The sequence below is a fragment of the Rhizobium sp. P38BS-XIX genome (genome assembly GCF_012641435.1).
Taxonomy (GTDB): domain Bacteria; phylum Pseudomonadota; class Alphaproteobacteria; order Rhizobiales; family Rhizobiaceae; genus Rhizobium.
On sequence record NZ_JABAIJ010000001.1, the window covers coordinates 256,286 to 277,154 of the forward strand.

16 protein-coding genes are annotated in these 20,869 nt (G+C 60.5%); 6 read left to right on the forward strand and 10 right to left on the reverse strand.

What is annotated here, in order from left to right:
• Positions 1–106: 106 nt before the first annotated feature.
• The 5 genes from HGP17_RS01255 to HGP17_RS01275 form a co-directional block, all read right to left on the reverse strand.
• A complete protein-coding gene (locus HGP17_RS01255) occupies positions 107–997 on the reverse strand; it encodes a uracil-DNA glycosylase (protein WP_168805219.1) in 891 nt (296 codons plus the stop codon).
• Between the two features lie 55 nt (positions 998–1,052).
• Entirely contained in the window at positions 1,053–2,342 is a 1,290-nt protein-coding gene (locus HGP17_RS01260) for an Hsp70 family protein (protein WP_168805220.1), read from the reverse strand.
• Positions 2,343–2,574: 232 nt separating this feature from the next.
• Entirely contained in the window at positions 2,575–5,694 is a 3,120-nt protein-coding gene (locus tag HGP17_RS01265) for an efflux RND transporter permease subunit (RefSeq protein ID WP_168805221.1), read from the reverse strand.
• Complete coding sequence (locus HGP17_RS01270; RefSeq protein ID WP_168805222.1) at positions 5,691–6,923, reverse strand: efflux RND transporter periplasmic adaptor subunit; 1,233 nt, start codon at positions 6,921–6,923, stop codon at positions 5,691–5,693. Before HGP17_RS01270 ends, HGP17_RS01265 begins: the two co-directional genes overlap by 4 nt.
• 427 nt (positions 6,924–7,350) lie before the next feature.
• Positions 7,351–8,139 carry an SDR family oxidoreductase gene (locus HGP17_RS01275; protein WP_168805223.1) on the reverse strand — a complete coding sequence of 263 codons (789 nt, stop codon included), beginning with the start codon at positions 8,137–8,139 and terminating at the stop codon, positions 7,351–7,353.
• A gap of 293 nt (positions 8,140–8,432) precedes the next feature.
• Between HGP17_RS01275 and HGP17_RS01280 the strand changes: the two genes are divergently transcribed.
• Together HGP17_RS01280 and HGP17_RS01285 are read left to right on the forward strand one after the other, a co-directional pair.
• Complete coding sequence (locus HGP17_RS01280) at positions 8,433–10,097, forward strand: electron transfer flavoprotein-ubiquinone oxidoreductase (protein ID WP_168805224.1); 1,665 nt, start codon at positions 8,433–8,435, stop codon at positions 10,095–10,097.
• A 6-nt stretch (positions 10,098–10,103) separates the two neighbouring features.
• Positions 10,104–10,631, forward strand: coding sequence for a GNAT family N-acetyltransferase (locus HGP17_RS01285; protein WP_168805225.1), 528 nt, complete (start codon positions 10,104–10,106; stop codon positions 10,629–10,631).
• Positions 10,632–10,712: 81 nt separating this feature from the next.
• Here the strand turns inward: HGP17_RS01285 and HGP17_RS01290 are convergent, their stop codons facing one another.
• Entirely contained in the window at positions 10,713–11,627 is a 915-nt protein-coding gene (locus HGP17_RS01290; protein ID WP_168805228.1) for a DMT family transporter, read from the reverse strand.
• Between the two features lie 145 nt (positions 11,628–11,772).
• On the opposite strand from HGP17_RS01290, the gene HGP17_RS01295 reads away from it, so the two are divergent.
• Positions 11,773–12,246, forward strand: a complete 474-nt coding sequence (locus tag HGP17_RS01295; RefSeq protein ID WP_168805230.1) for an Lrp/AsnC family transcriptional regulator — start codon at positions 11,773–11,775, stop codon at positions 12,244–12,246.
• Between the two features lie 51 nt (positions 12,247–12,297).
• Here the strand turns inward: HGP17_RS01295 and mgtE are convergent, their stop codons facing one another.
• Positions 12,298–13,671, reverse strand: coding sequence for a magnesium transporter (gene mgtE / locus HGP17_RS01300; RefSeq protein ID WP_168805232.1), 1,374 nt, complete (start codon positions 13,669–13,671; stop codon positions 12,298–12,300).
• A gap of 354 nt (positions 13,672–14,025) precedes the next feature.
• Positions 14,026–15,039 carry a zinc-binding alcohol dehydrogenase family protein gene (locus HGP17_RS01305; RefSeq protein WP_168805234.1) on the reverse strand — a complete coding sequence of 338 codons (1,014 nt, stop codon included), beginning with the start codon at positions 15,037–15,039 and terminating at the stop codon, positions 14,026–14,028.
• 104 nt (positions 15,040–15,143) lie between these two features.
• Here HGP17_RS01305 and HGP17_RS01310 point away from each other — a divergent pair, with 104 nt between their 5' ends.
• Positions 15,144–15,548 carry a helix-turn-helix domain-containing protein gene (locus HGP17_RS01310; protein ID WP_168805236.1) on the forward strand — a complete coding sequence of 135 codons (405 nt, stop codon included), beginning with the start codon at positions 15,144–15,146 and terminating at the stop codon, positions 15,546–15,548.
• Here HGP17_RS01310 and HGP17_RS01315 read toward each other — a convergent pair.
• Complete coding sequence (locus tag HGP17_RS01315) at positions 15,513–16,721, reverse strand: MFS transporter (protein WP_348648900.1); 1,209 nt, start codon at positions 16,719–16,721, stop codon at positions 15,513–15,515. The genes HGP17_RS01310 and HGP17_RS01315 overlap by 36 nt on opposite strands.
• A 330-nt stretch (positions 16,722–17,051) precedes the next feature.
• Here HGP17_RS01315 and HGP17_RS01320 point away from each other — a divergent pair, with 330 nt between their 5' ends.
• A complete protein-coding gene (locus HGP17_RS01320; protein ID WP_168805240.1) occupies positions 17,052–17,999 on the forward strand; it encodes a diacylglycerol kinase family protein in 948 nt (315 codons plus the stop codon).
• Positions 18,000–18,004: 5 nt separating this feature from the next.
• Here HGP17_RS01320 and HGP17_RS01325 read toward each other — a convergent pair whose 3' ends face one another.
• Positions 18,005–19,345: a glutamine synthetase family protein gene (locus tag HGP17_RS01325; protein WP_168805242.1), complete on the reverse strand. Its 1,341-nt coding sequence runs from the start codon at positions 19,343–19,345 to the stop codon at positions 18,005–18,007.
• A 127-nt stretch (positions 19,346–19,472) separates the two neighbouring features.
• Between HGP17_RS01325 and HGP17_RS01330 the strand changes: the two genes are divergently transcribed.
• Complete coding sequence (locus HGP17_RS01330; RefSeq protein WP_168805244.1) at positions 19,473–20,840, forward strand: aspartate aminotransferase family protein; 1,368 nt, start codon at positions 19,473–19,475, stop codon at positions 20,838–20,840.
• The last annotated feature ends 29 nt before the right edge of the window (positions 20,841–20,869 follow it).

A 20,869-nucleotide genomic window follows, 5' to 3' on the forward strand; every position in this document is an offset into this window, starting at 1 on the left:
CGAGTATATATTGCAGCGCAACATGAAATTCGCAATGCACAACGCCGGAACACTGCCATGCCGCAATTGCATGGCTATTGTCATGTTTCGTTAATCCTGGCGAAAATCAGCCTAATATTTCGGCGTCGATACGATTCTTGAACGCCATCAGATCGTTCCAGGCCAAGCGCTTATTGATTGGCGCTGTCAGCAATTCCTGCGGGTGAAGGCTGGCGATTGCGGGAATTACCCGCCCAAGAATGCTGATTTCACGCCATTGTCCGCGCAGGCCATGGATGGTCTCGGCACTTCCGAAGAAGTGCCGGGCAGTGAAATTACCGAGCAGCAGCAAGGCCTTAGGCTCGGCAAGCGCGATCTGGCGTTCTATGAACGGACGGCATATCTCGATTTCGGGCGCCGAGGGTGCGCGATTGCCCGGCGGACGCCAGGGGATCACGTTGGTGAGCAGGATATCGTCTCGCCGAAAACCAATAGCGGTCAGCATCTTGTTAAGCAGCTGCCCGGCGCGGCCCGCAAACGGCATTCCGTCGCGATCGTCGTCGGCGCTCGGCATCGGACCGATCACCATGATGCGCGCATCCGGCGTGCCGCTGGCAAAGATTGTCGAACGGGCGCTGTTCTTGAGATTGCAGGCATTGAAGGCCTCAAGAGCCGTCTTCAGCTCTCCAAGCGAGCGTGCGCTTTCCGCCGCGAATCGCGCTTGTTCCACTGCTTGCTCATCGGGAATGGCCGGTGCGTTGCGTGGTGGAGGAGGGGGCGGTGCGGCGGCCGCAGGCTTTGCGGCCTGGCGCCGCTCGGGTTGCGCGCGAGCCGCCGCCGTGGGTGTCTCGGATCGAGGCTGTGACGCCCGCGCGCCTTGCCTTGCCGCGCGCATCGCCTCGAATTCGGCGAAGCGATCCACCGGCTCGTCTTCCAGCAGCCAATCGACGCCGGAATCCGCATGGAAATGCAGAAGGGCGGCAAGTTCGGCCGGTGTAAGGTCGCTGGCGGAAATCATGGAGCAACTCTAGCCAAAGCGGCGCGAGAACGAAAGGGCAGGGTGGGCGGCTATCTCAGGCCGTCCACTGGGTGATGTCCTCACGCTCGCCGATCAAGGCGAGACCATGGGCGATCGAGAGCAATTCGCCACCGGTCTCGATACGCTCCTGGCCGAACCGCTCCGTAAAGATGCGCCTGACCGCGGGGACGAAAGAGGTGCCGCCAGTGAGGAAGACCTTGTCAATGGCATCGGGCGACGTGTTCGTGGTCGTCAGCACATCATCCAGCGCGGCCTCGATTCTGGTCAGATCTTCCGCAATCCAGGTTTCGAAGTCGGCGCGGCGCACATGCTTGCGGCCGGCCTTGCCGAGCGGCGGGAAGTTGAATTCGGCCTCTTCTTCGCTCGAAAGCGCCATCTTGGTCGCAGATACGGCCTGGTAGAGCGGATAACCCTCGTCATGCTCTACCAGCTCGATGAAGGTTTCCAGTTTTTCCGGCTCCAGGCTGCTGCGCACCAGCGTCTTCAGGTCCGCATATTCGCGGGAGGTCTTGAAGATCGAGAGCTGGTTCCAGCGGCCGAAATTCGCGTAATAGGAGGTTGGTACCTCCAGAAGCTTGTCGAAGCTCTTGAAATAGCTGCCCTTGCCGATCGCCGGCGATACGATGTTGTCGATCATCCGGAAGTCGAAATGATCGCCGGCGATGCCGACACCGGAATGGCCAATCGGCGTTGCCGTCAGCTTGCCGGCGTGGGTCTCGAACCGGATGAGCGAATAGTCGGTCGTACCGCCGCCGAAATCCGCCACCAGCACGGTCGCATCCTTCTTGAGATGCTGGGCGAAATAGAAGGCCGCCGCGACCGGCTCATAGACATAATGGATTTCCGGAAAGCCAAATCTGGCGAGAGCGGCATTGTAGCGCTCTGTCGCCAGCGCCGGGTTCGGGTTGGCCCCGGCGAAATGAACTGGCCGCCCGGTGACGATACGGGATACGTTTTCCGGCCAGCCTTCGCCGGCATAGGCCCGCAGGCGGCGAACGAAGACCTCCATCAGATCCTCGAAGCTGTGGCGCTTGGCATAGATCAGCGTGCCCTGAAAGAGGGCGCTGGCCGCAAAGGTCTTGATCGATTGCAGAAAGCGACAATCACCGGGATTGTCGATGAATTGCCGGATAGCGGCGTGTCCTGCCTCGACCTTGAGCGCGCTCGCGCCCAGACCCGCATCCTTCATGAAGGAGAGCGCCGTGCGCATGCTGTCCGCCGTACCGGCTGCACTATGAAAGGCGACCGATTGTGTCGCGGCCCCATCGGCCATCGCCAGCACCGTGTTTGTCGTGCCGAAGTCGAAACCAAGCGCCCGAGCCATGCCCGCACTCCTTTCAGTCGAAATTGTCTGGATTGGGGAGCCAAGCCCCGTGTAGGGCGCAAGCCGCGCCCCGTCGCAAAGAGGGCGCGTCATGACATGGCTGGACGTCAAGTTCAAGACGCGAGGACGCTTTATTTTTGCCCTTGGGAACGCGCGTCACGCGATGTTTTGGTGGGTAATTCCTTCCGGGCTTCCGGCAAAAGAAACGGGCGCCTTTCGGCGCCCGCAGCGTTTATTCGGCGGCAATCGCCGTTGGTGTTTCCTTGGGGTGTTGATCCCCTTCCTTGCGCCTGCCGAAGCGGCCCAGGAAGTCGTTCAGGCGGTTCATTTCCAGGAAGATCACTGGCGTGATGAACAGCGTCAGGATCTGCGAGACCACGAGGCCGCCGACGACTGCGATACCAAGCGGCTGACGCAGCTCGGAGCTCGCACCGCCGCCGACGGCGATCGGCAGGGCGCCGAGCAGTGCGCAGAAGGTCGTCATCATGATCGGGCGGAAACGACGCACGCAGGCTTCATGGATCGCTTCACCCGGAGACATGCCGCTACTCGATCGCAACGTTTCCAACGCCACGTCGATCATCATGATCGCGTTCTTCTTGACGATACCGATGAGCATCAGCAAGCCGATGAGCGCGATGATCGAAAGGTCGAAGCCGAAGACCTTCAGCGCAAGCAGAGCGCCGAGAGCCGCGGCCGGAAGACCGGACAGGATGGTCAGCGGATGGATGAAGCTTTCGTAGAGCACGCCGAGGACCACATAGATCGTCAGCACTGCCGCGAGGATCAGGTAAGGCGTGCTGCCCTGCGACTGCTGGAAGATCTGCGCCGTACCGCCGTAGGACGTGAAGACGTCCGCCGGCATGTTGATGTCCTTCTTGATCTGCTCGATCTGCGCTGTGGCATCGCCAAGCGATTCGCCGGCCGGCAGGTTGAAGGACACCGTGGTCGAGACGAGCTGGCCGGTCTGGTTGATGGTCACCGGACCGGTGTTGCGCTCGATGTGTGCGAAGGCAGATAGCGGAACCTGCTGGCCCTTCGAAGAGGTCACATGAATGCGCGACAGCTTCTGGTCGTCCCAGGGCTGGTTCGCATCATATTCGATGATCACGTCATAGCTGTCGCCGGTCGACTGGATCTGTGCGGCGGCGTAGTCGCTGAACGCCTCTTCAAGCGTGGTGCGCAGCAGGTTGTTGTTAATGCCGTAGGCAGCAGCCTTTTCCGTGTCGACCACGATATTGGCCTGCAATGCGTTGTATTGCGCATCGGTCGTCACATCGGTGAAGCGTGGATCCTTGCGCATTTCCTGCAGCATCTTGTTCGCCCACTGGTTCGTCAGATCGGCGTTGAGGGCCTGGACGATGAGCTGATACTGGCTGGCGGTTTGGCGTCCACCAAAGCGAAGGCTTTGCTGAGGATTGATGAAGACCTGAATGCCCGGGATCTTGGCGACGGCAGCACGCATTTCGCGCAAAGTCTGGTCAAGAGGCGGACGATCCTTCTTGTCCTTCAGCTGAGCGTAGATCGTGCCGTTGTTCAGTGTCTGGCGAGCGCTGGCGCCGACAACGGACATCACGTGCTGGACGGCCGGGTTTGCCTTGATTGCGGCAGCGGCCTGGTTCTGCAGGTCACGCATGGCCGGATAGGAAATATCCTGGCGCGCGCGCGTGGAAATCTGCAGTCGGCCGATATCTTCCTGCGGGAAGAAGCTGGCCGGCAACGTCAGGAAGAGGTACGCGGAGAGGGCCACCGAGCCAAGGAAGCTTCCAAGCACGATGTAACGATGGCGGATGCACCATTCCACGCCCTTGCCGTAATTGACCTCGGTCCAGTTGAAGCCCTTGTTGAAGAGGCGCACCGGCAGTGGAGGATGGCTGTGGGCACTGGAGAGACGCGAGCCGAGCATCGGCGTGACGGTCAGCGAGACGACGGCGGACGACACGATGGCGATCGCCACGACCATGCCGAACTCGTTGAAGATACGGCCGACGACGCCGCCCATCAGCAGAATCGGGATGAACACGGCGATCAGCGAGATCGACATGGAGATAATCGTATAGCTGACTTCGCCCGCGCCCTTGATGGCGGCCTGGAGCGCCGGCATGCCTTCTTCCATGTGCCGTAGAATGTTCTCCAGCATCACGATCGCGTCGTCCACCACGAGACCCACCGCGATCGTCAATCCAAGCAGTGATATGTTGTCGACGCTGTAGCCGAGTACATACATCATGCCGAAGGTGGATATCAGCGAAAGAGGCACCGCGAGACCGGGGATGATCGTCGCGGTTACGTGGCCCGTGAACAGGTAGATGACGAGAACGACGAGGCCGATCGTCAGCATCAAGGTAAACTTGACGTCAGAGATAGCCTCGCGGATCGGCTGGGCCGAGTCGTTCATGACCGTCATTTTGACGGAAGCCGGCATTTCGGCATGCAGCTTCGGCAGTGTCTGGTTGACGGCATCGACGACATCGACGGTATTGGCATCGGGCTGGCGTTGAATAGCCAGGATGATCGCCCGCTGACCATCGTACCAACTGCCGATATTCTGGTTTTCGACGCTGTCCTGAACGTCGGCGACATCGCCGAGGTGGATGGGATTGCCATTGGGATTGGCGATCACAAGCGTGCGAAACTCGTCGGCGTTGACGCGCTGCGTGTTCGCATTGATCGTCATGCTCTGGGCGGAGTCCTGCAGCGTGCCGACCGGAACCTGGTTGTTGGCATTCACAACGGCTGTATTGACCGTGTCGATGCCGATGCCGCGATCCAGAAGCTTGTTGGGATCGACATCGATGCGCACCGCGTAGGTTTGCGCTCCGTTTACGGTCACTTCGGCGACGCCGGGCAAGGTCGAGATCGACGGAGCGATGATGTTTTCGGCGATATCGTCGAGCTTGCTGCGCTGCAGGGTGTCGCTCTGTACGGCGATCAGCATGACGGGCGCGTCGGCTGGGTTGGTCTTCCTGTAGCTCGGCGGCGTGGTCAGGTTGTTGGGCAGCTTTCGTTGCGCGGTCGAGATCGCCGCCTGCACGTCACCTGCCGCGGCGTCGATGCTGCGGTCGAGATTGAACTGCAGCACGATGCTGGTATTGCCGAGCGAGTTTGTCGAAGAGATTTCGCTAATGCCGGGAATCGTCTCGAACTGTTTGATCAGCGGCGTGGCGACCGATGTCGCCATCGTCTGCGGCGAGGCGCCCGTCAGCTGGGCTGAGACGTTGATCGTCGGGAAGTCCACCTGCGGCACTGCCGCGACGGGGATGAGCCGGTAGCCGGCGAGACCGGCAAGCACCACGCCGATGGCGAGAAGCGTGGTCGCGACCGGTCGCTGAATACAGAAGGTCGGGATCATTGCTGCGCTCCAACTGCGATGGTTTCGGTCTTTCCATCATCGGCCGAAGCGACCTTCTCGTTCGGATTGTCGCTGAACTGTTCCTTGACTTCGGTGCCGTTGTTGAGCTGCGACTGGCCCTCGATAACGACGTGATCGCCGACCGAAAGGCCGGTGGCGACGGCCGTACGACCGCCATTGGCACGAGCAATCGTCACCGGCGTCAGCTTGACCTTGTTATCCTTCACCACGAAAGCGATGTAGCCATCCGGTCCGGGGCTGACGGCAACCGTCGGGACGATTATCAGCTGCTCGTTATCGGCGAAGTGAACCATGACATTCGTGGAGCGCCCCGGCCAGAGGGCGCCGTTGGCATTCTCGAAGGTGGCCTTCACAGCGATCGTTCCGGAAGCCTGATCGACTGTGTTGTCGTAGAAGGTGATCGTTCCCGTACGAGGCTTGCCCTGAGCGGAACGAGGAACGGTGGTGACCTTGACAGGTCCGGCGGCGGTCTGCTCCTGCAATTCTCGCAGGTTGTTTTCCTGCATGGTGAACTTGATGTACGCCGGATTATACTGGCTGATCGTGACGATGGGCGTGCCGGCGCTGACATAGGCGCCCAGGCTCAACTGAACATCGCCGAGCCGGCCGTCATAGGGTGCCCGTATGTCGGTGTTTCCGAGTAGCACCTGATCCGATGCAAGCTGCGCCTGGTCCGCGGTGATCGTGGCGACGGCGGCGTCGCGAGTCGCGCGTGCCTCATCGGCAGTCGCCTGCGTGCCTGCGCTGCTTGTGAGCAGGCTATTGGCGCGCGTCAGCGCAGTCTCTGCTTGAGCGAGATTTGCCTGGTCTTTGGTGAGGTTGGCCTGGTCTTTGCTGACGGCAGCCTGCGCCGTGCGCGGATCGAGCTTGGCGATCAGATCGCCGGCCTTGACCGTTGCGCCGTCCTTGACGGCAATCTGCGTGATCAGCCCGGCTTCCTGTGCAGCGATCGTCGTTGAATCGATCGGTACGACCCAGCCAGTTGCCGGGACGTCCATGGGAAGCGTGGTCTTGACGGCGGCCACCGTTTTTACGGCGATCGGACCTGCCTGACGCTTGCTGCTAGGCTGCGCCGCCTTGCTGCCGTCTTTGGTTTCTGCCGAAGCCTGGTCGATAAATGTCGAGAGAAAAGGAATACGGTCGCGATAGCCCCAGACAACGAGGGCTGCGACGACGAGAAGGCCGAGGGGAAGCCAGAATTTTTTCATATTAAAGTACACCGGTCGAAGGCGAGTTGCAGGAAACGCGATCACATCGAGGTGTAGTTATTGCGCCGCACAACACAGACGGGATTCGCCGCAATCCATCACATCGCCGTTACCGCTAACGTTCGGTAATTCTGTCCCTATAACGTGAATTCATGAACGTTGATCCAGAGCAATTTACCACAGTTCGGTGGGACGAAAAATTAAAGCTTGGAAAGCTTTGGGTTTGCTCAGGCTTTTGCAGTGCAGCGACCGGTGAAATGGCTAGTTTTTGATTGCCGTTATGTAATAATCGGGCGGCGTGGCCGGGTTATGCGACATTTATAGTCAATAGATACGCGACAAGCTCATAACGCTCGTCAGCGTTGCTCACGTAATTGTGTTGCCGGGCTCCGTTTACAAGAGCCCGGCCATTGTAAGGGTGAGGATTTTAGAGGGAGCGCGCAGCCCCGCCGTCACAGCGCACGAGCGTTCCCGTCACGTAGCTTGCGGGCTCGCTGCATAAGAAGGCGGCGGTTGCCGCAAATTCCTCGACGCGGCCGTAGCGCCCGGCGGGGATTCGCTCCTGGCGCTCGGCGCTGACGTTCTCAAGGCTTTTGCCGCTACGCTTGGCCGTGGCCGAATCAAGTTCTGCCAGACGGTCTGTCGCGATGCTGCCGGGTAGAAGCATGTTGACAGTGATGCCGTGCCCCGCCACTTCGCTCGCCAGCGTTTTGCTCCAGCCGACAAGCGCCGGGCGCAGCGTGTTCGAAAGCGCGAGATTGGGAATGGGCTCGACGACGCCGGAGGAGGCCACGGTCAGAATACGCCCCCAACCCTGTGCCTTCATGCCCGGCAGCAGCGCATTGGAGAGGGTGATGATCCGCGACACCATGGAGATGAAATAGGTCTCCAGCCGATCGGCGGTCATATCCTCGGTCGTTCCCGGTGTCGGCCCCCCGCTATTGTTGACGAGAATGTCGATGCCGCCGAGTTTTTCGACCGCTGCTTTGGTCACGACATCAACGAAGTTCTCGTCGTTGAGATCGGCCCAGATCCAGTCGGCGCGGCCTTTGCCCTCGGCATTGATCGCCTTGCAATTGGCTTCCAGCCGGTCGCCGCTGCGTCCGCAGAGGAGGACATTCACGCCCTCGCGGGCGAGCGCCACCGCGATGCCGTGTCCCAGCCCTTTCGATGAGGCAAGCACCAAGGCGCGTTTTCCGCCGATACGAAGATCCATCTCGATTACCCTTCATGCTGTTTGGAGAGTCTGATCGATATTTATATAAAGTGCCATTGCGCGACTATGGAAGCGGGCTTGGCAAATGGACTTAAATCACCGCAGAATATTGACGTTGACGTAAGAGTAATTTAACTTGTTTTACGCGTTGGGCGAATTGGAGGATTGCCTGTCGCTTCCCGGCTCGACAATCCCTTCCCATTTTGACAAGAGATAAACGAAACGGGGAAGACGCCCAAGGGGATAAGGCCGCGATCCGATCTCAGCGGATGCCGGTCAAGCGGAGAAGATGAATGACTGACGCGAACGAGCTGCCGGAACGCGAGAGCATGGAATTCGACGTTGTGATTGTCGGCGCAGGCCCTGCAGGCCTGTCGGCGGCGATCCGGCTGAAACAGATCAATCCGGATCTGACCGTCGTCGTGCTCGAAAAGGGAGCTGAAGTCGGCGCACATATTCTCTCGGGCGCCGTCGTCGACCCGATCGGCATCGATCGCCTCCTGCCGGACTGGCGCGAAGACGAGGGACATCCCTTCAAGACCAAGGTCACGGCCGATCACTTCCTGTTCCTGGGTCCCGCTGGCTCCATCCGCCTGCCGAATTTCATCATGCCGCCGCTGATGAACAATCACGGCAATTATATCGTATCGCTCGGCAACGTCTGTCGCTGGCTGGCCGAGAAGGCGGAAGCGCTCGGCGTCGAGATCTATCCCGGTTTTGCCGCAACCGAAGTTCTTTACAATGACGAAGGTGCCGTTATCGGTGTCGCCACCGGCGACATGGGCATCGAAAAGAACGGTGAGCCCGGCCCGAACTACACGCGCGGCATGGCGCTCCTAGGCAAATATGTGCTGATCGGCGAAGGCGTACGCGGCTCGCTTGCCAAGCAGCTGATCGCCAAGTTCGATCTGTCGCGCGACAGCGACGTGCCGAAGTTCGGCATCGGCATCAAGGAGCTCTGGGAAGTCAAGCGCGAGAACCACAAGAAGGGCCTCGTGCAGCACTCCTTCGGCTGGCCGCTGGGCATGAAGGCGGGCGGCGGCTCGTTCCTCTATCACTTGGAAGACAATCTGGTCGCCGTCGGCTTCGTCGTCCACCTGAACTACAAGAACCCTTATCTCTATCCTTTCGAGGAGTTCCAGCGCTTCAAGACGCATCCGGCGATCCGTGGCACTTTCGAGGGCGGTAAGCGCATCTCCTATGGCGCCCGCGCCATCACAGAGGGCGGTTATCAATCGGTGCCGAAGTTGACCTTCCCGGGCGGCGCACTGATCGGATGCTCGGCTGGTCTGGTCAACGTTCCCCGCATCAAGGGCAGCCACAATGCTGTGCTATCGGGTATGCTCGCTGCAGATAGGATTGCCGAGGCGATCTCTGCCGGTCGCGCCAATGACGAAGTCATCGAGATCGAGAACGAATGGCGTCAGACGGATATCGGCAAGGATCTGAAGCGCGTCCGCAACGTCAAGCCGCTGTGGTCGAAGTTTGGCACGCTCGTTGGGATCGGGCTCGGCGGTCTCGACATGTGGACGAACCAGCTATTCGGCTTCTCTTTCTTCGGCACGCTGAAGCATGGCAAGACGGATGCAGCGTCGCTGGAGCCTGCGGCTCAACATCAGAAGATCGATTATCCGAAGCCGGATGGTGTCTTGACCTTTGACCGCCTTTCCTCGGTGTTTCTGTCGAACACCAACCACGAGGAAGATCAGCCGGTTCATCTGCAGGTGAAGGATATGGCGCTGCAGAAGAACTCCGAGCATGACGTCTATGCCGGTCCGTCGACGCGCTACTGTCCGGCCGGCGTCTACGAATGGGTGGAGAAGGATGGCAAGGAAACCTACGTCATCAACGCCCAGAACTGCGTCCACTGCAAGACCTGCGATATCAAGGACCCTAACCAGAACATCAATTGGGTGCCGCCGCAGGGCGGCGAAGGGCCTGTCTATCCGAATATGTGAGATGCAATGACCGAGATTGGGCAGGAGGCCTGGACGATCCGCTCGGCCAGGCTTGATGAGCTGCATTTGCTTGCCGCCATCGAGATCGATGCTTTCTGGGCTTTGCATGACGCGGGCGCCGTCGCGTGCGAGCCGACATCTCTGCCTCTCGATATCGTCGAGCAGTCGCTAGCCGAAAACTTGCTCTTCATCGCCGCCGACAATACGGATCAACCCTTCGGGTTCGTGGCCGGCATCCGCAAGGACGGCTCCGTTCACATCGCCGAGATCGATGTCGTCAGGCGCTGGCAGAAGCAGGGCGTCGGACGCCGCCTGATCGAAAAAGCCATTGCCGCGGCGAGGGCACAAGAAGCCTCTGGTGTCACTCTGACGACCGATCGCGAAGTGGCGTTCAACGCGCCCTTCTACGCCTCCGCAGGATTTCGCATTTTGAAAGACAACGAAAGATCGGCCGTCCTCACGGAGATCCTGGAGAATGAAGTTGCCCATGGCGCCGATCCGGCGAGGCGCGTGGCCATGTTGCTTCGGTTTTAGATCTCATTTTAACGGCTGCGCCCAATGAAAAGAGCGGCTCAGCGCATAGCTGAACCGCCCTCTAGCTCGGCACGAGGTGAATCAGTGCTGGGCGGGCTTTCGGGCGAGGAGCCCGGTGGAGAGGGCGACGCCGGCGCCGGTGACGATTGCGGCGGCGATGCCGGCAATGCCGATTTCTTCGCCGAGCAGGAGGCCGCCGCCGATCGTCGCGAGAACCGGGGTGATCGCGGTGAATGCCGCGGCTTGCGTGCCGCCGAGAGCCTGCACGGCAAGGCCATAGGCCAGAGTGGCGGCGAGACCGGACAGCAGGCCCTGGCTGACGATCTGCAGGCCGATTTCCGGCAGCGGCACCGAGGTCAGCGAGCTGCCGACGGTGGCGGCCAGTGCGATATGGATGAGGAACGACCAGACAGCAATGACGGCACTCGACTGCACAGCGCTCAACCCTGAGCGACGGAAGGCATGAGTGTAGCTTGCCCAAAGCACAGCCGATAGCGGCAGCAGCGTGAAGCCTTCCCATGAGATCTGCACGCCACAGAGGCTGCGTGCCAGGAGAATCACAACGCCTGCGACGATGCCGCCAAGGCCAAGCCAGCGGGTGATATCAAGCCGCTCACGAAACAACAGTACGCCGATCAGGGCGGTTGCGAGCGGCATGGAGCCGCCGAGCAGGATGCCGGCCGCCGAAGCAGGCGTGAACTGAATGGCAAGCGTGGTCAACTGGAAGAAGAGGGCGCCGGAGCCGCAAACCATCAGCGCCAGCAGCTTCAGCGGCACACCCTTCGGCAGAAGGCCAGTCTTCCACCAGACGGGAGCGAGCACCAGCGCCGGCACGCCGTAACGGATCAGGCCGAGGTCGATCGTGCTCATGTCCGCTTCGGCCGTATGACGCGTGGCCAGGATCCAGTTTGCCCAGATCAAGACAGTGACGACGGCACCGGCATAACCGATCATGGTGGGGGTTGCCTTGCGGGTGGAGAGAGGCAAAGCGGTCATCGACATATCCTTTCCAGCGATCCTGAATGCCGTTCGAATGAGGAAAAGATAGCGCCGGAGGCCGCGGCATGTCCTTGCTAGTTGTGGCTCAGAATTCATGATATCAGCAATAATCTGCCAATCTGAAAATCAGATTTTCTCGAATATGCTAAAACTCGATAAATTCGATATCGCCATCCTCAATTGTCTGCAGGAGGATGCGCGCGCCACCAACGTCGAGATCGCCGAGCGCGTAAACCTTTCGCCGTCGCCGTGTCTCAGGCGCATTCGCAATCTGGAAAAATCCGGGCTTCTGCGCGGCTATCGCGCCGATATCGATCGCAAGGAAGCCGGCCTCGGCCTGACGGTCTTTGTGGAGCTCAAGGTCGGTCATCACTCCAAGGAGAACTCCGAAATGCAGCAGGCAGCATTGCTCGCCATTCCGGAGGTCGTCGCCTGCCATCTGATTTCGGGAACGGCCGATTTCCTGGCAGAAGTCGTGGTGGCGGATCTTGCCGCCTATGAAAAGGTGATGTCCGAGAAGCTTCTGGTGCTTCCAGGCGTGGTCGATCTGCGCTCGAATTTTGCGATCCGGACACTTAAGACCAATGGCGTTCTGAAATTGCCGTCACCTGAGTGAAAATGAAAAAGGGGCCGCATGGGCCCCTTTCGATAGAAAGATCGATGGTCTTCAGAGCATCGTGCCGCTGAGTATCAGCAGCGCAACGGAGAAGTAGATCACCAGGCCGGTGACATCGACCAGCGTGGCGACGAAGGGCGCCGATGCGCTGGCGGGGTCGAGCCGCAGCTTTTGCAGAACGAATGGCAGCATCGAGCCGGCAAGCGAGCCAAATGTAACGATGCCGATCAGCGCCGCAAACACGGTGAAAGCGACCAGCTGCCAGTGCGGACCATAGTCGAACAGGCCGATAGACTGCCACAGGATGATGCGGGCAAAGCCGACGAGACCGAGAATTGCGCCGAGCACGATGCCCGTGGGCAGTTCGCGCAGCGCCACGCGCCACCAGTCCGAAAGCTTGAGTTCGCCAAGCGCCAGCGCCCGGATGATCAGCGAGGTCGCCTGCGAACCGGAGTTGCCGCCGGAGCTCATGATCAGCGGGATGAAGAGCGTCAGCACGACGGCCTTCTCCAGCTCGCCTTCGAAGTGCTGCATGGCGCTTGCCGTCAGCATTTCGCCGAGGAAGAGGGCGGCGAGCCAGCCTGCGCGCTTACGGATCATGCCGGCGAAGCTGATCTTCATATAGGGCTGGCCGAGGGCTTCCATACCGCCGAACTTTTGGGCGTCTTCCGTGGTGTCGGCGATCATCGTGTCGATGACGTCGTCCACGGTGACGATACCGAGCATGTGGCCCTTGTCGTCGACGACCGGAAGCGCCAGCAGGTCGTGGCGGCGGATCAGTCGTGCGACGTCCTCCTGCTTCATCAGCGGCGGCGCCGTGACCGGCGTGCCCTTCTGGGCAACCGTCAGAATACAGGCATCGGGCTCACCGGTGATGAGGCGGCGCAGCGTTACGACATGCAGCAGCACGTGCGTTTCGTCGTCGAGCACGTAGATGGCATAGACGGTTTCGCGGGAACGCTCGACTTGGCGAACGTGATCGAGCGTCTGGGCAACCGTCCAGCTGGCCAGCACGCTGACGAATTCGGTCGTCATGATGCCGCCGGCCGTGCGCGGCGGATAGCCCATCAGGCCCTGGATCGCGTGCCGAGCAGCCTCGTCGAACGTTGCAAAAAGTCGGGCGCGAGCCTCGACATCCATTTCCAGGAGTACGTCGGCCACGCGGTCGTTGGACATGCCATGCAGCAGCCGGGCGGCATCCGCATTGGTCATGACTTCGAGGATTGCAGGAGCGTTGCGCAGCTCCGGCCGGTCAAGAATACGCACGGCGCGTTCTTCCGGCATTTTGGCGAGTATGCGTGCTGCTTCCGACGCCCCGAGCGCATTCAGCGACTCGACACGTTCGGCGATGGTTACGCCACGATTGTTATTGATGAATGCACGAGCGGCATTGCCGGCCCGCGCTGGAAAGCTGTTTATGTTCATTATAGCTCGCCTTTCCGGTCGATCCGCCGTCGTAGCGGATCGTGGCGAGCCGACAGGAGTCGGTTACTGCACGAATGCTACTGACGGCAAAGGCAATCGACTACTACTGTCGCTAGGCATCGAAAGATGGCTCCGGTTAATCGGCATGGAAAACGCTGTTCTCCACGTGCGGAGAAGTCGCGCCGAAGGCTCTAAAAGTCAAGAGGCGGAAGCGCCTAAACGCACGTTCCTGCGATAAAAATTTGTTTAGGCGGCTGCAAGATTTCGCGATGCAACAAAACATGGTGTGGCCGCGTTAAAATGCAATGGCCGGATGTCCTTCATCCGGCCATATTTGCCGTGGATTTCCGAGGCTCAAAAGCCTGATAACACGACCTTGCCCTTCATCTTGCCCGTCTCGACAAGCGCATGTGCCTTCTTCAGATTTGCCGCATTGATCGTGCCGGCAGTCTCCGTCAGCGTCGAGCGGATCTTGCCTGCATCCACCAGCTCGGCGACTTTCGTCAGCAGCTTGTGCTGCTCGATCATGTCTGCCGTGTTGAAGAGGGGACGGGTAAACATCAGTTCCCAGTGGGTCGATACGGCCTTGCGCTTGAAGGGAACGATATCGAGCGTCTTCGGATCGTCGATCAGAGCGAACCGGCCCTGTGGCGCGATGGTCTCGACGATCGAGCCGATATGATCCGTCGTGTTGGTCGTCGAAAAGACGAAGGCGGGCGCACCGATCCCGAGCGCTTCGATCTGCGGCGCGAGCGGCTTCGAATGGTCGACGACGTGATGGGCGCCTAGCTCCTTTGCCCAGGCTTGCGTTTCCGGCCGTGATGCGGTGGCGATGATGGTGAGATCAGTCAGCGCACGGGCGATCTGGATGGCGATCGATCCAACCCCGCCGGCGCCACCGATGATGAGGATGGCATTGGTAGCGCCGGGAACACGGTCCTGCACCTTCAGCCGGTCGAACAGCGTCTCGTAGGCAGTGATCGAGGTCAGCGGCAAGGCGGCGGCGGCCGCAAAGTCGAGGCTTTTCGGTTTGGCGCCGACGATGCGCTCGTCGACGAGCTGGAACTCGGCGTTCGATCCATCGCGGCTGATGGAGCCTGCGTAAAAGACCTCGTCTCCCGGCTTGAACATGGTGACGTCAGGCCCAACCGCCTTGACGACACCGGCCGCATCCCAGCCGAGGATCTTGTATGCGCCCTCGGGCGGGGCAACGTTCGCGCGGACCTTGACGTCGACCGGATTGACGGAAACAGCCTTCACCTCGACGAGCAGGTCATGGCCTTTCGCCTCGGGCGTCGGCAGCTCGATGTCGACCAGTGACGTCTCGGCGGAAATGGGTTGCGGTTGCTTGTAGGCGACTGCGCGCATGGGAAAGGCTCCTGGTTTTGTTGCACAGAGGCTAGATGCGCATTATCCTTGAATGGCGCAAGAATGCACAATTTCTGTACGTAGGTACAAAAAGGATACTGTCGATGTCGGTTCCCCGCTCCAAGCTGGTTCAGAATTTTCCGGGATGTCCGGTCGAGGCGACGTTGAGCCTGCTCGACGGCAAGTGGAAGGGCGTGATCCTGTTTCATCTGATGGAGGGAACGCTGCGCTTCAACGAAATCCGCCGCAAGCTGCCCTCGGTGACGCAGCGCATGCTGACAAAGCAGCTGCGTGAGCTTGAGGAATCCGGGCTACTGTCACGCACCGTCTTTCCGGTCGTGCCGCCGCACGTCGAATATGCGCTCACGCCGCTTGGAACGAGCCTGCGGCCGATCATCCAGGCGATGGCCGTATGGGGCGAGGAGAATGTATTTTGCCACAACGGCAAGCAGGAGCTGGTTGCGCCCGCAGCGTCATGCGTGGCCGGTGCGGCGCTCCAGGCCAACTGAAATTGCAAAGACGATAAGGCCGCCAACGGAAAGAACCGCGCCGACATAGCCCGTGGCGGCCGCGGTGAAGCCCCAGGAAATCACCAGACCGCCAAGCCAGGCGCCGAGAGCGTTGGCAATGTTGAAGGCGGAGTGATTGGAGGCCGCGGCCAAAGTCTGCGCATCCGCAGCCACGTCCATCAGCCGGGTCTGCACGGCGGGACAAGCGGCGAAACCGCAGCCGATCAGAAACACGCAGACGCACAGCATGACCGGGTTTGCCGCCGTCAGCGAAAACAGCGTCATGATGATGATGTTGAAGATCATCATGCCACCGATCGTACCCTTGATCGAAAGGTCGCCGAGGCGGGAGCCGACGATGTTGCCGACATTCATGCCGATGCCGAAGAGCGCAAGCACGACTGGCACCATCGCGGTGCCGAGGCCCGCGACGTCGGTGGTCGTCGTGGCGACATAGCTGAAGATTGAGAACATGCCGCCGAACCCGACGGCCGCGATGCCGAGGGTCAGCCAGATCTGGATCCGCTTTAGCGCGCCCAGTTCGCGCGTGATGCTTGCGCCTTCTTCGACCCTGTCTCGCGGCAGGAAGAGGGCGATCAGCAGCATGGCCGCAAGCCCGATGCCGCCAACCATCATAAAGGCGGCGCGCCAATTCAGGACCTGCCCGAGGAAGGTGGCGATCGGCGTGCCGATGAGAGTGGCGATCGTCAGGCCGAGCATGACCTGACCGACTGCGCGCACACGGCGGTGCGCCGGCACCATGGAGGCGGCTACGAGTGCCGCAACGCCGAAATAGGCGCCATGCGGCAGGCCGGTGATGAAGCGCAGAGCGGTAAAGCTTTCGAACGTCGGCGCAAACGCGCTGGAAATATTGCCGGCGGCAAAAATTGCCATCATCAGGAGAAGCAGTGTGCGGCGCGCCATCTTGGCGGCGAGAACGGCAATGATCGGTGCGCCGACAACGACGCCGAGCGCATAGGCGCTGATCACATGTCCCGCTTCCGGCGTCGTAACGCCGAAGGTCTCGGCCACGTTGGGCAGGAGACCCATGATAACGAATTCGCCGGTGCCGATGCCGAAACTACCGACGGCCAACGCCACCGTCACAAGCGCAATGGCAGTACGCGAAGGCGCTTCGAGAACGCTTTGGGTATCAAGGACATCGACGGCAATATCGCTCACGAAAACTCCTGGGCGGCCATCATGTCGAAGCACCGCGAATCACACGACGAGCCCCTGACGCGGTACTCGGCGCTGCATTTTGAAATATTGGACTGGGATGGCATGGACATGCCTCAAATAAGAGTATCGATGACCCGGATACTTCTGTCGCGTGCATTTTTTGCAGCGCAGCATGTCGAATGATGCATACGTGCTACGAGCTTCTGTGCCGTGTTTGCGCCCGTCATGCTTGAAATCGCTTGCGGTGGGACCATCTGAGATAAAGCGCCGGGGGTTATGGCTCCCATCGAAATACAATTTGCGGAAAAACCGAGAGCCCCAATGAAATTGATCGGCTTTTTCAATCGCGATGGCGGTACCTTCCGTACGACGGATATGGTCGCCTATGAGCAGGCGGCAGAGCGGATTTTTCGCGATGCCGGCCATGATTTCGAGGCGCTGGTTGTCGCAGGCAAGGATGTCGTATCGGCGATGGAGCGCGCCGCGCGCCGGGATGACATCGATGGCATTGTCGCTGGCGGTGGCGACGGGACGATCTCAGCGGCGTCCGCCATCGCCTGGAAGAGCGGTGTCGCCCTGGGCGTTATTCCCGCAGGCACGATGAACCTTTTTGCCCGTTCCCTGAGATTGCCGCTCGATATCTGGGAGTCGCTGAGCGTGCTTGCGACCGGCGAAGTGGATCAGGTCGATATCGGCAGCGCCAATGGCCGCGCCTTCGTGCATCAGTTCTCGGCAGGCCTGCATGCGCGCATGGTGCGCTATCGAAATAGCTACACCTACCGCTCGCGCATCGGAAAAATGTCTGCCAGCACCCGGGCTGCCTTCGGTGTCATTGCCAATCCGCCGGAGTTCGATGTCGATTTCGAGGCTGGCGACATTCGCGAACGCCGTCATGTTTCGGCGATCTCCGTCTCCAACAATCCATTCGGCGCGAACGCGCTACTTTATGCCGATAGTCTGCGAACCGGCGAACTGGGATTTTACACCGCAAAGCCCTTGAAGCCGCTCGGTGTGGCCCGTCTCGCCGTCGATATGCTGCGCGGCCGTTTCCGCGAGAATACCGACGTCATGGTCATGCATGCCGCGCAGGTTCATCTGTATTTCCCGAAGCTGTACCGTCACGCCAATTGCGTCATGGATGGCGAATTATTGCCGCTCGAGCGTGATGTGACGCTGAGAGTACATCCCGGCGAACTCAAGGTCATGGTTCGTCAGGGAACCGCTGCCGTCGTCGAGCGCGAGGGGGCCATCGATAGCGTTGCCATTTGACCCGCTCAAAGTCGGGGCAGATACGTCCGATAGTCGAAATCTGAAACGCTGCGCAGATAGCGGATTGCTTCCTTGTGCTTGGTCTCGCCGTAAAGCTTTTGATAGCGTTCCCCGAAGATGTCGGCGATGAAAGCGGAGGCTCGGAAGCGCTCGACTGCGGTGAGGAAGTCATGTGTCAGTCGAGGGGCATCCGCCGGCACATGCGCGGGCGTCGTTTCCTCGCCCGGATCCAGATCGTTCTCCAGGCCGAGCAGCATGCCGCCAAGGATCGCCGCCAGCATCAAATAAGGGTTCGCATCGGCGCCCGCGACCCGATGTTCGATGCGCGCGCCCGGCCCATCCTTTTCCGGAATGCGCACGGCAGTGCCGCGATGGCCAAAGCCCCAGGTCAGGTCGACGGGGGCAAAAGAGCCCGGCTGGAAGCGGCGATAGGAGTTGGCATAGGGCGCAAAGATCAGCTGTGCGTCCTGCAAGGTCTGAAGCAGCCCTGCGCAGATAGACTTCAGCTTCTTCGGCTCGCTGCCGAACGCATCGAGAACGTTGCGGCCCTGGGTGTCGATGATGCTCGCATGGACATGCAAGCCCGAGCCGGCATGATCGGTATAGGGCTTTGCCATGCAGGTGGATTTCAGGCCGTGCTTGCGCGCTGCCTGCTCGGCTACGCGCTTCAGCATGATGCAGTCGTCGGCAGCCACCAATGCATCCGGGCGGTGCAGCAGATTGACCTCGAACTGGCCGGGACCGAACTCCGCCGTCGTCGCATCTGCCGGCAGGCCCTGTGCCCTTGCATAGGCACGCAGCGTCTCGAGGTAATCATCAAGAAGATCGACCGCGTCCATGTCGTAGAGCTGAAAGCCGTTCAGCTCGCCTTGATAGGTCAGGGCTGGCGGCGGCGAGGGGGTGCCCCGGTCACGCCAGTCTCCAGCCAGCAGGTAGAACTCCAGCTCGGTCGCAATGACTGGCGTCAGGCCGAGCGCCTTGTAGCGATCGACAACGGCGGCAAGAATGGCGCGGGGATCCTGAAAGCTCGGGCTGCCATCGAGCTCGTGCATGGTGGCGAGCACCTGCTTGGATCCCGCCGGCGCCCAGGGCATGTCGGCGAGCGTGCGCTCATCGGCAACGCAGGTTCCATCCGGATCACCGATCGTCAGCGACAGGCCGGTAATGTCGTCATTGTCGTCACCCCAGATGTCGAGCGATTGCGTCGATGTCGGCAGCCGCACGCCGCCGGACCAGACCTTCTTTTCGGCAGCAATCGGGATCTGCTTGCCCCTGAGCCGGCCGTTCATGTCCGAGATCAGCACCTCGATGCGCGCGTTACCTTCGGTTGCGTTGTCGGCCGCCATGCTCTTGTAAATCCCCCATGCTCACGGCATGGTCGTAAACCAAGATAGCTTGCAGTCAAGTCCAGCTGCGTCGCGGCGTTGACGGACTTGCCTGACAAGACCAATTCAAAGAGGGTTCGAATAAATCATGTCCGATACGCCAAGCCGCTCGAATCTCGCCGCCCTCGATGCCGCTCATCACCTTCATCCCTTTGCCGACATGAATAAGCTGAACGCGGATGGTGCGCGTGTCATCCAGCGCGGCGAGGGGGTTTATATTTTCGATGCGGAAGGACGGAAGTATCTGGATGGGTTTGCCGGCCTCTGGTGCGTGAACATCGGCTATGGTCGCACCGAAATTGCCGACGCTGTTTTCAGACAGATGAACGAACTGCCCTATTACAACACCTTTTTCGGCACCACGACCACACCCGCCACGCTTCTCGCCGAGAAGGTCTGCACCCATGCCGGACCGCAGTTCAACCATGTCTTCTTCACAAATTCCGGCTCCGAGGCCAACGATACCTGGTTTCGCATGGCAAGGGTTTATTGGGGTGCTGTCGGCAAGCCGACGAAGAAGGCCATCATTGCCCGCAAGAACGGCTATCACGGTTCGACGGTTGCCGGCGCCAGCATGGGCGGCATGAAATACATGCACGAGCAGGGCGATTTGCCGATCCCGGGCGTCGTCCATATCGGCCAGCCTTATTGGTACGTCGAGGGTGGCGATCTCACGCCGGGGGAGTTCGGCCTAAAGATCGCGCGCGAGCTCGAAGCCAAGATCGACGAGCTGGGCGAGGATAATGTCGCGGCCTTCGTGGCCGAGCCGGTGCAGGGCGCCGGCGGCGTCATCATCCCACCGTCCACCTATTGGCCCGAGATCGCGCGCATCTGCAAGGCAAGGAACATCCTGCTCGTCTGTGACGAGGTGATCTGCGGCTTCGGTCGTCTCGGCGCATGGTTCGGCCATCAGCATTTCGGCGTCGAGCCCGATCTGGTGCCCATCGCCAAGGGACTGTCGTCGGGCTATCTGCCGATCGGCGGCGTGCTTGTCAGCGATCGCATCGCCGATGTGCTGATCAACGACGTCGGTGAGTTCAATCACGGTTTCACCTATTCCGGCCACCCGGTCTGCGCGGCCGCTGCTCTGGAAAATCTGCGCATCATCGAGGAGGAAAAGCTGGTCGAGCGCGTGCGCGACGATATCGGCCCGTACTTCGCGAAGGCGTGGGGCAGCCTTGCCGATCACGACATGGTCGGCGAATCGGTCAGCATCGGCCTGATGGGCGGCTTGCAGCTCGCTGCCGATAAATCCACCCGCCGCCGCTTCGAAAAGCCCGATGCCATCGGCTCAGCCGTGCGCAATCATGCCTTGGCAAACGGCCTGGTGCTGCGCGCCACCGGCGATCGCATGCTGGCCTCGCCACCGCTCGTCATCAGCCATGAGGAGGTGGACACCATGGTCCGCATCGCGCGAAACGCGCTCGATGCCGTTTGGGCGGAGGTGAGATCGTAATCGCCAACGGCTTTTGCCGCTGGCGGTCA

Coding starts and splice junctions, on each gene's coding strand:
- HGP17_RS01305 (WP_168805234.1), bottom strand. CDS start 15,039: ATGCGCGCAGTCGCCTACAAGCAACCGCAACCCATTTCCGCCGAGACG.
- HGP17_RS01270 (WP_168805222.1), bottom strand. CDS start 6,923: ATGAAAAAATTCTGGCTTCCCCTCGGCCTTCTCGTCGTCGCAGCCCTC.
- HGP17_RS01280 (WP_168805224.1), top strand. CDS start 8,433: ATGACTGACGCGAACGAGCTGCCGGAACGCGAGAGCATGGAATTCGAC.
- HGP17_RS01290 (WP_168805228.1), bottom strand. CDS start 11,627: ATGACCGCTTTGCCTCTCTCCACCCGCAAGGCAACCCCCACCATGATC.
- HGP17_RS01275 (WP_168805223.1), bottom strand. CDS start 8,139: ATGGATCTTCGTATCGGCGGAAAACGCGCCTTGGTGCTTGCCTCATCG.
- HGP17_RS01330 (WP_168805244.1), top strand. CDS start 19,473: ATGTCCGATACGCCAAGCCGCTCGAATCTCGCCGCCCTCGATGCCGCT.
- mgtE (WP_168805232.1), bottom strand. CDS start 13,671: ATGAACATAAACAGCTTTCCAGCGCGGGCCGGCAATGCCGCTCGTGCA.
- HGP17_RS01255 (WP_168805219.1), bottom strand. CDS start 997: ATGATTTCCGCCAGCGACCTTACACCGGCCGAACTTGCCGCCCTTCTG.
- HGP17_RS01325 (WP_168805242.1), bottom strand. CDS start 19,345: ATGGCGGCCGACAACGCAACCGAAGGTAACGCGCGCATCGAGGTGCTG.
- HGP17_RS01320 (WP_168805240.1), top strand. CDS start 17,052: ATGAAATTGATCGGCTTTTTCAATCGCGATGGCGGTACCTTCCGTACG.
- HGP17_RS01260 (WP_168805220.1), bottom strand. CDS start 2,342: ATGGCTCGGGCGCTTGGTTTCGACTTCGGCACGACAAACACGGTGCTG.
- HGP17_RS01295 (WP_168805230.1), top strand. CDS start 11,773: ATGCTAAAACTCGATAAATTCGATATCGCCATCCTCAATTGTCTGCAG.
- HGP17_RS01285 (WP_168805225.1), top strand. CDS start 10,104: ATGACCGAGATTGGGCAGGAGGCCTGGACGATCCGCTCGGCCAGGCTT.
- HGP17_RS01265 (WP_168805221.1), bottom strand. CDS start 5,694: ATGATCCCGACCTTCTGTATTCAGCGACCGGTCGCGACCACGCTTCTC.
- HGP17_RS01310 (WP_168805236.1), top strand. CDS start 15,144: ATGTCGGTTCCCCGCTCCAAGCTGGTTCAGAATTTTCCGGGATGTCCG.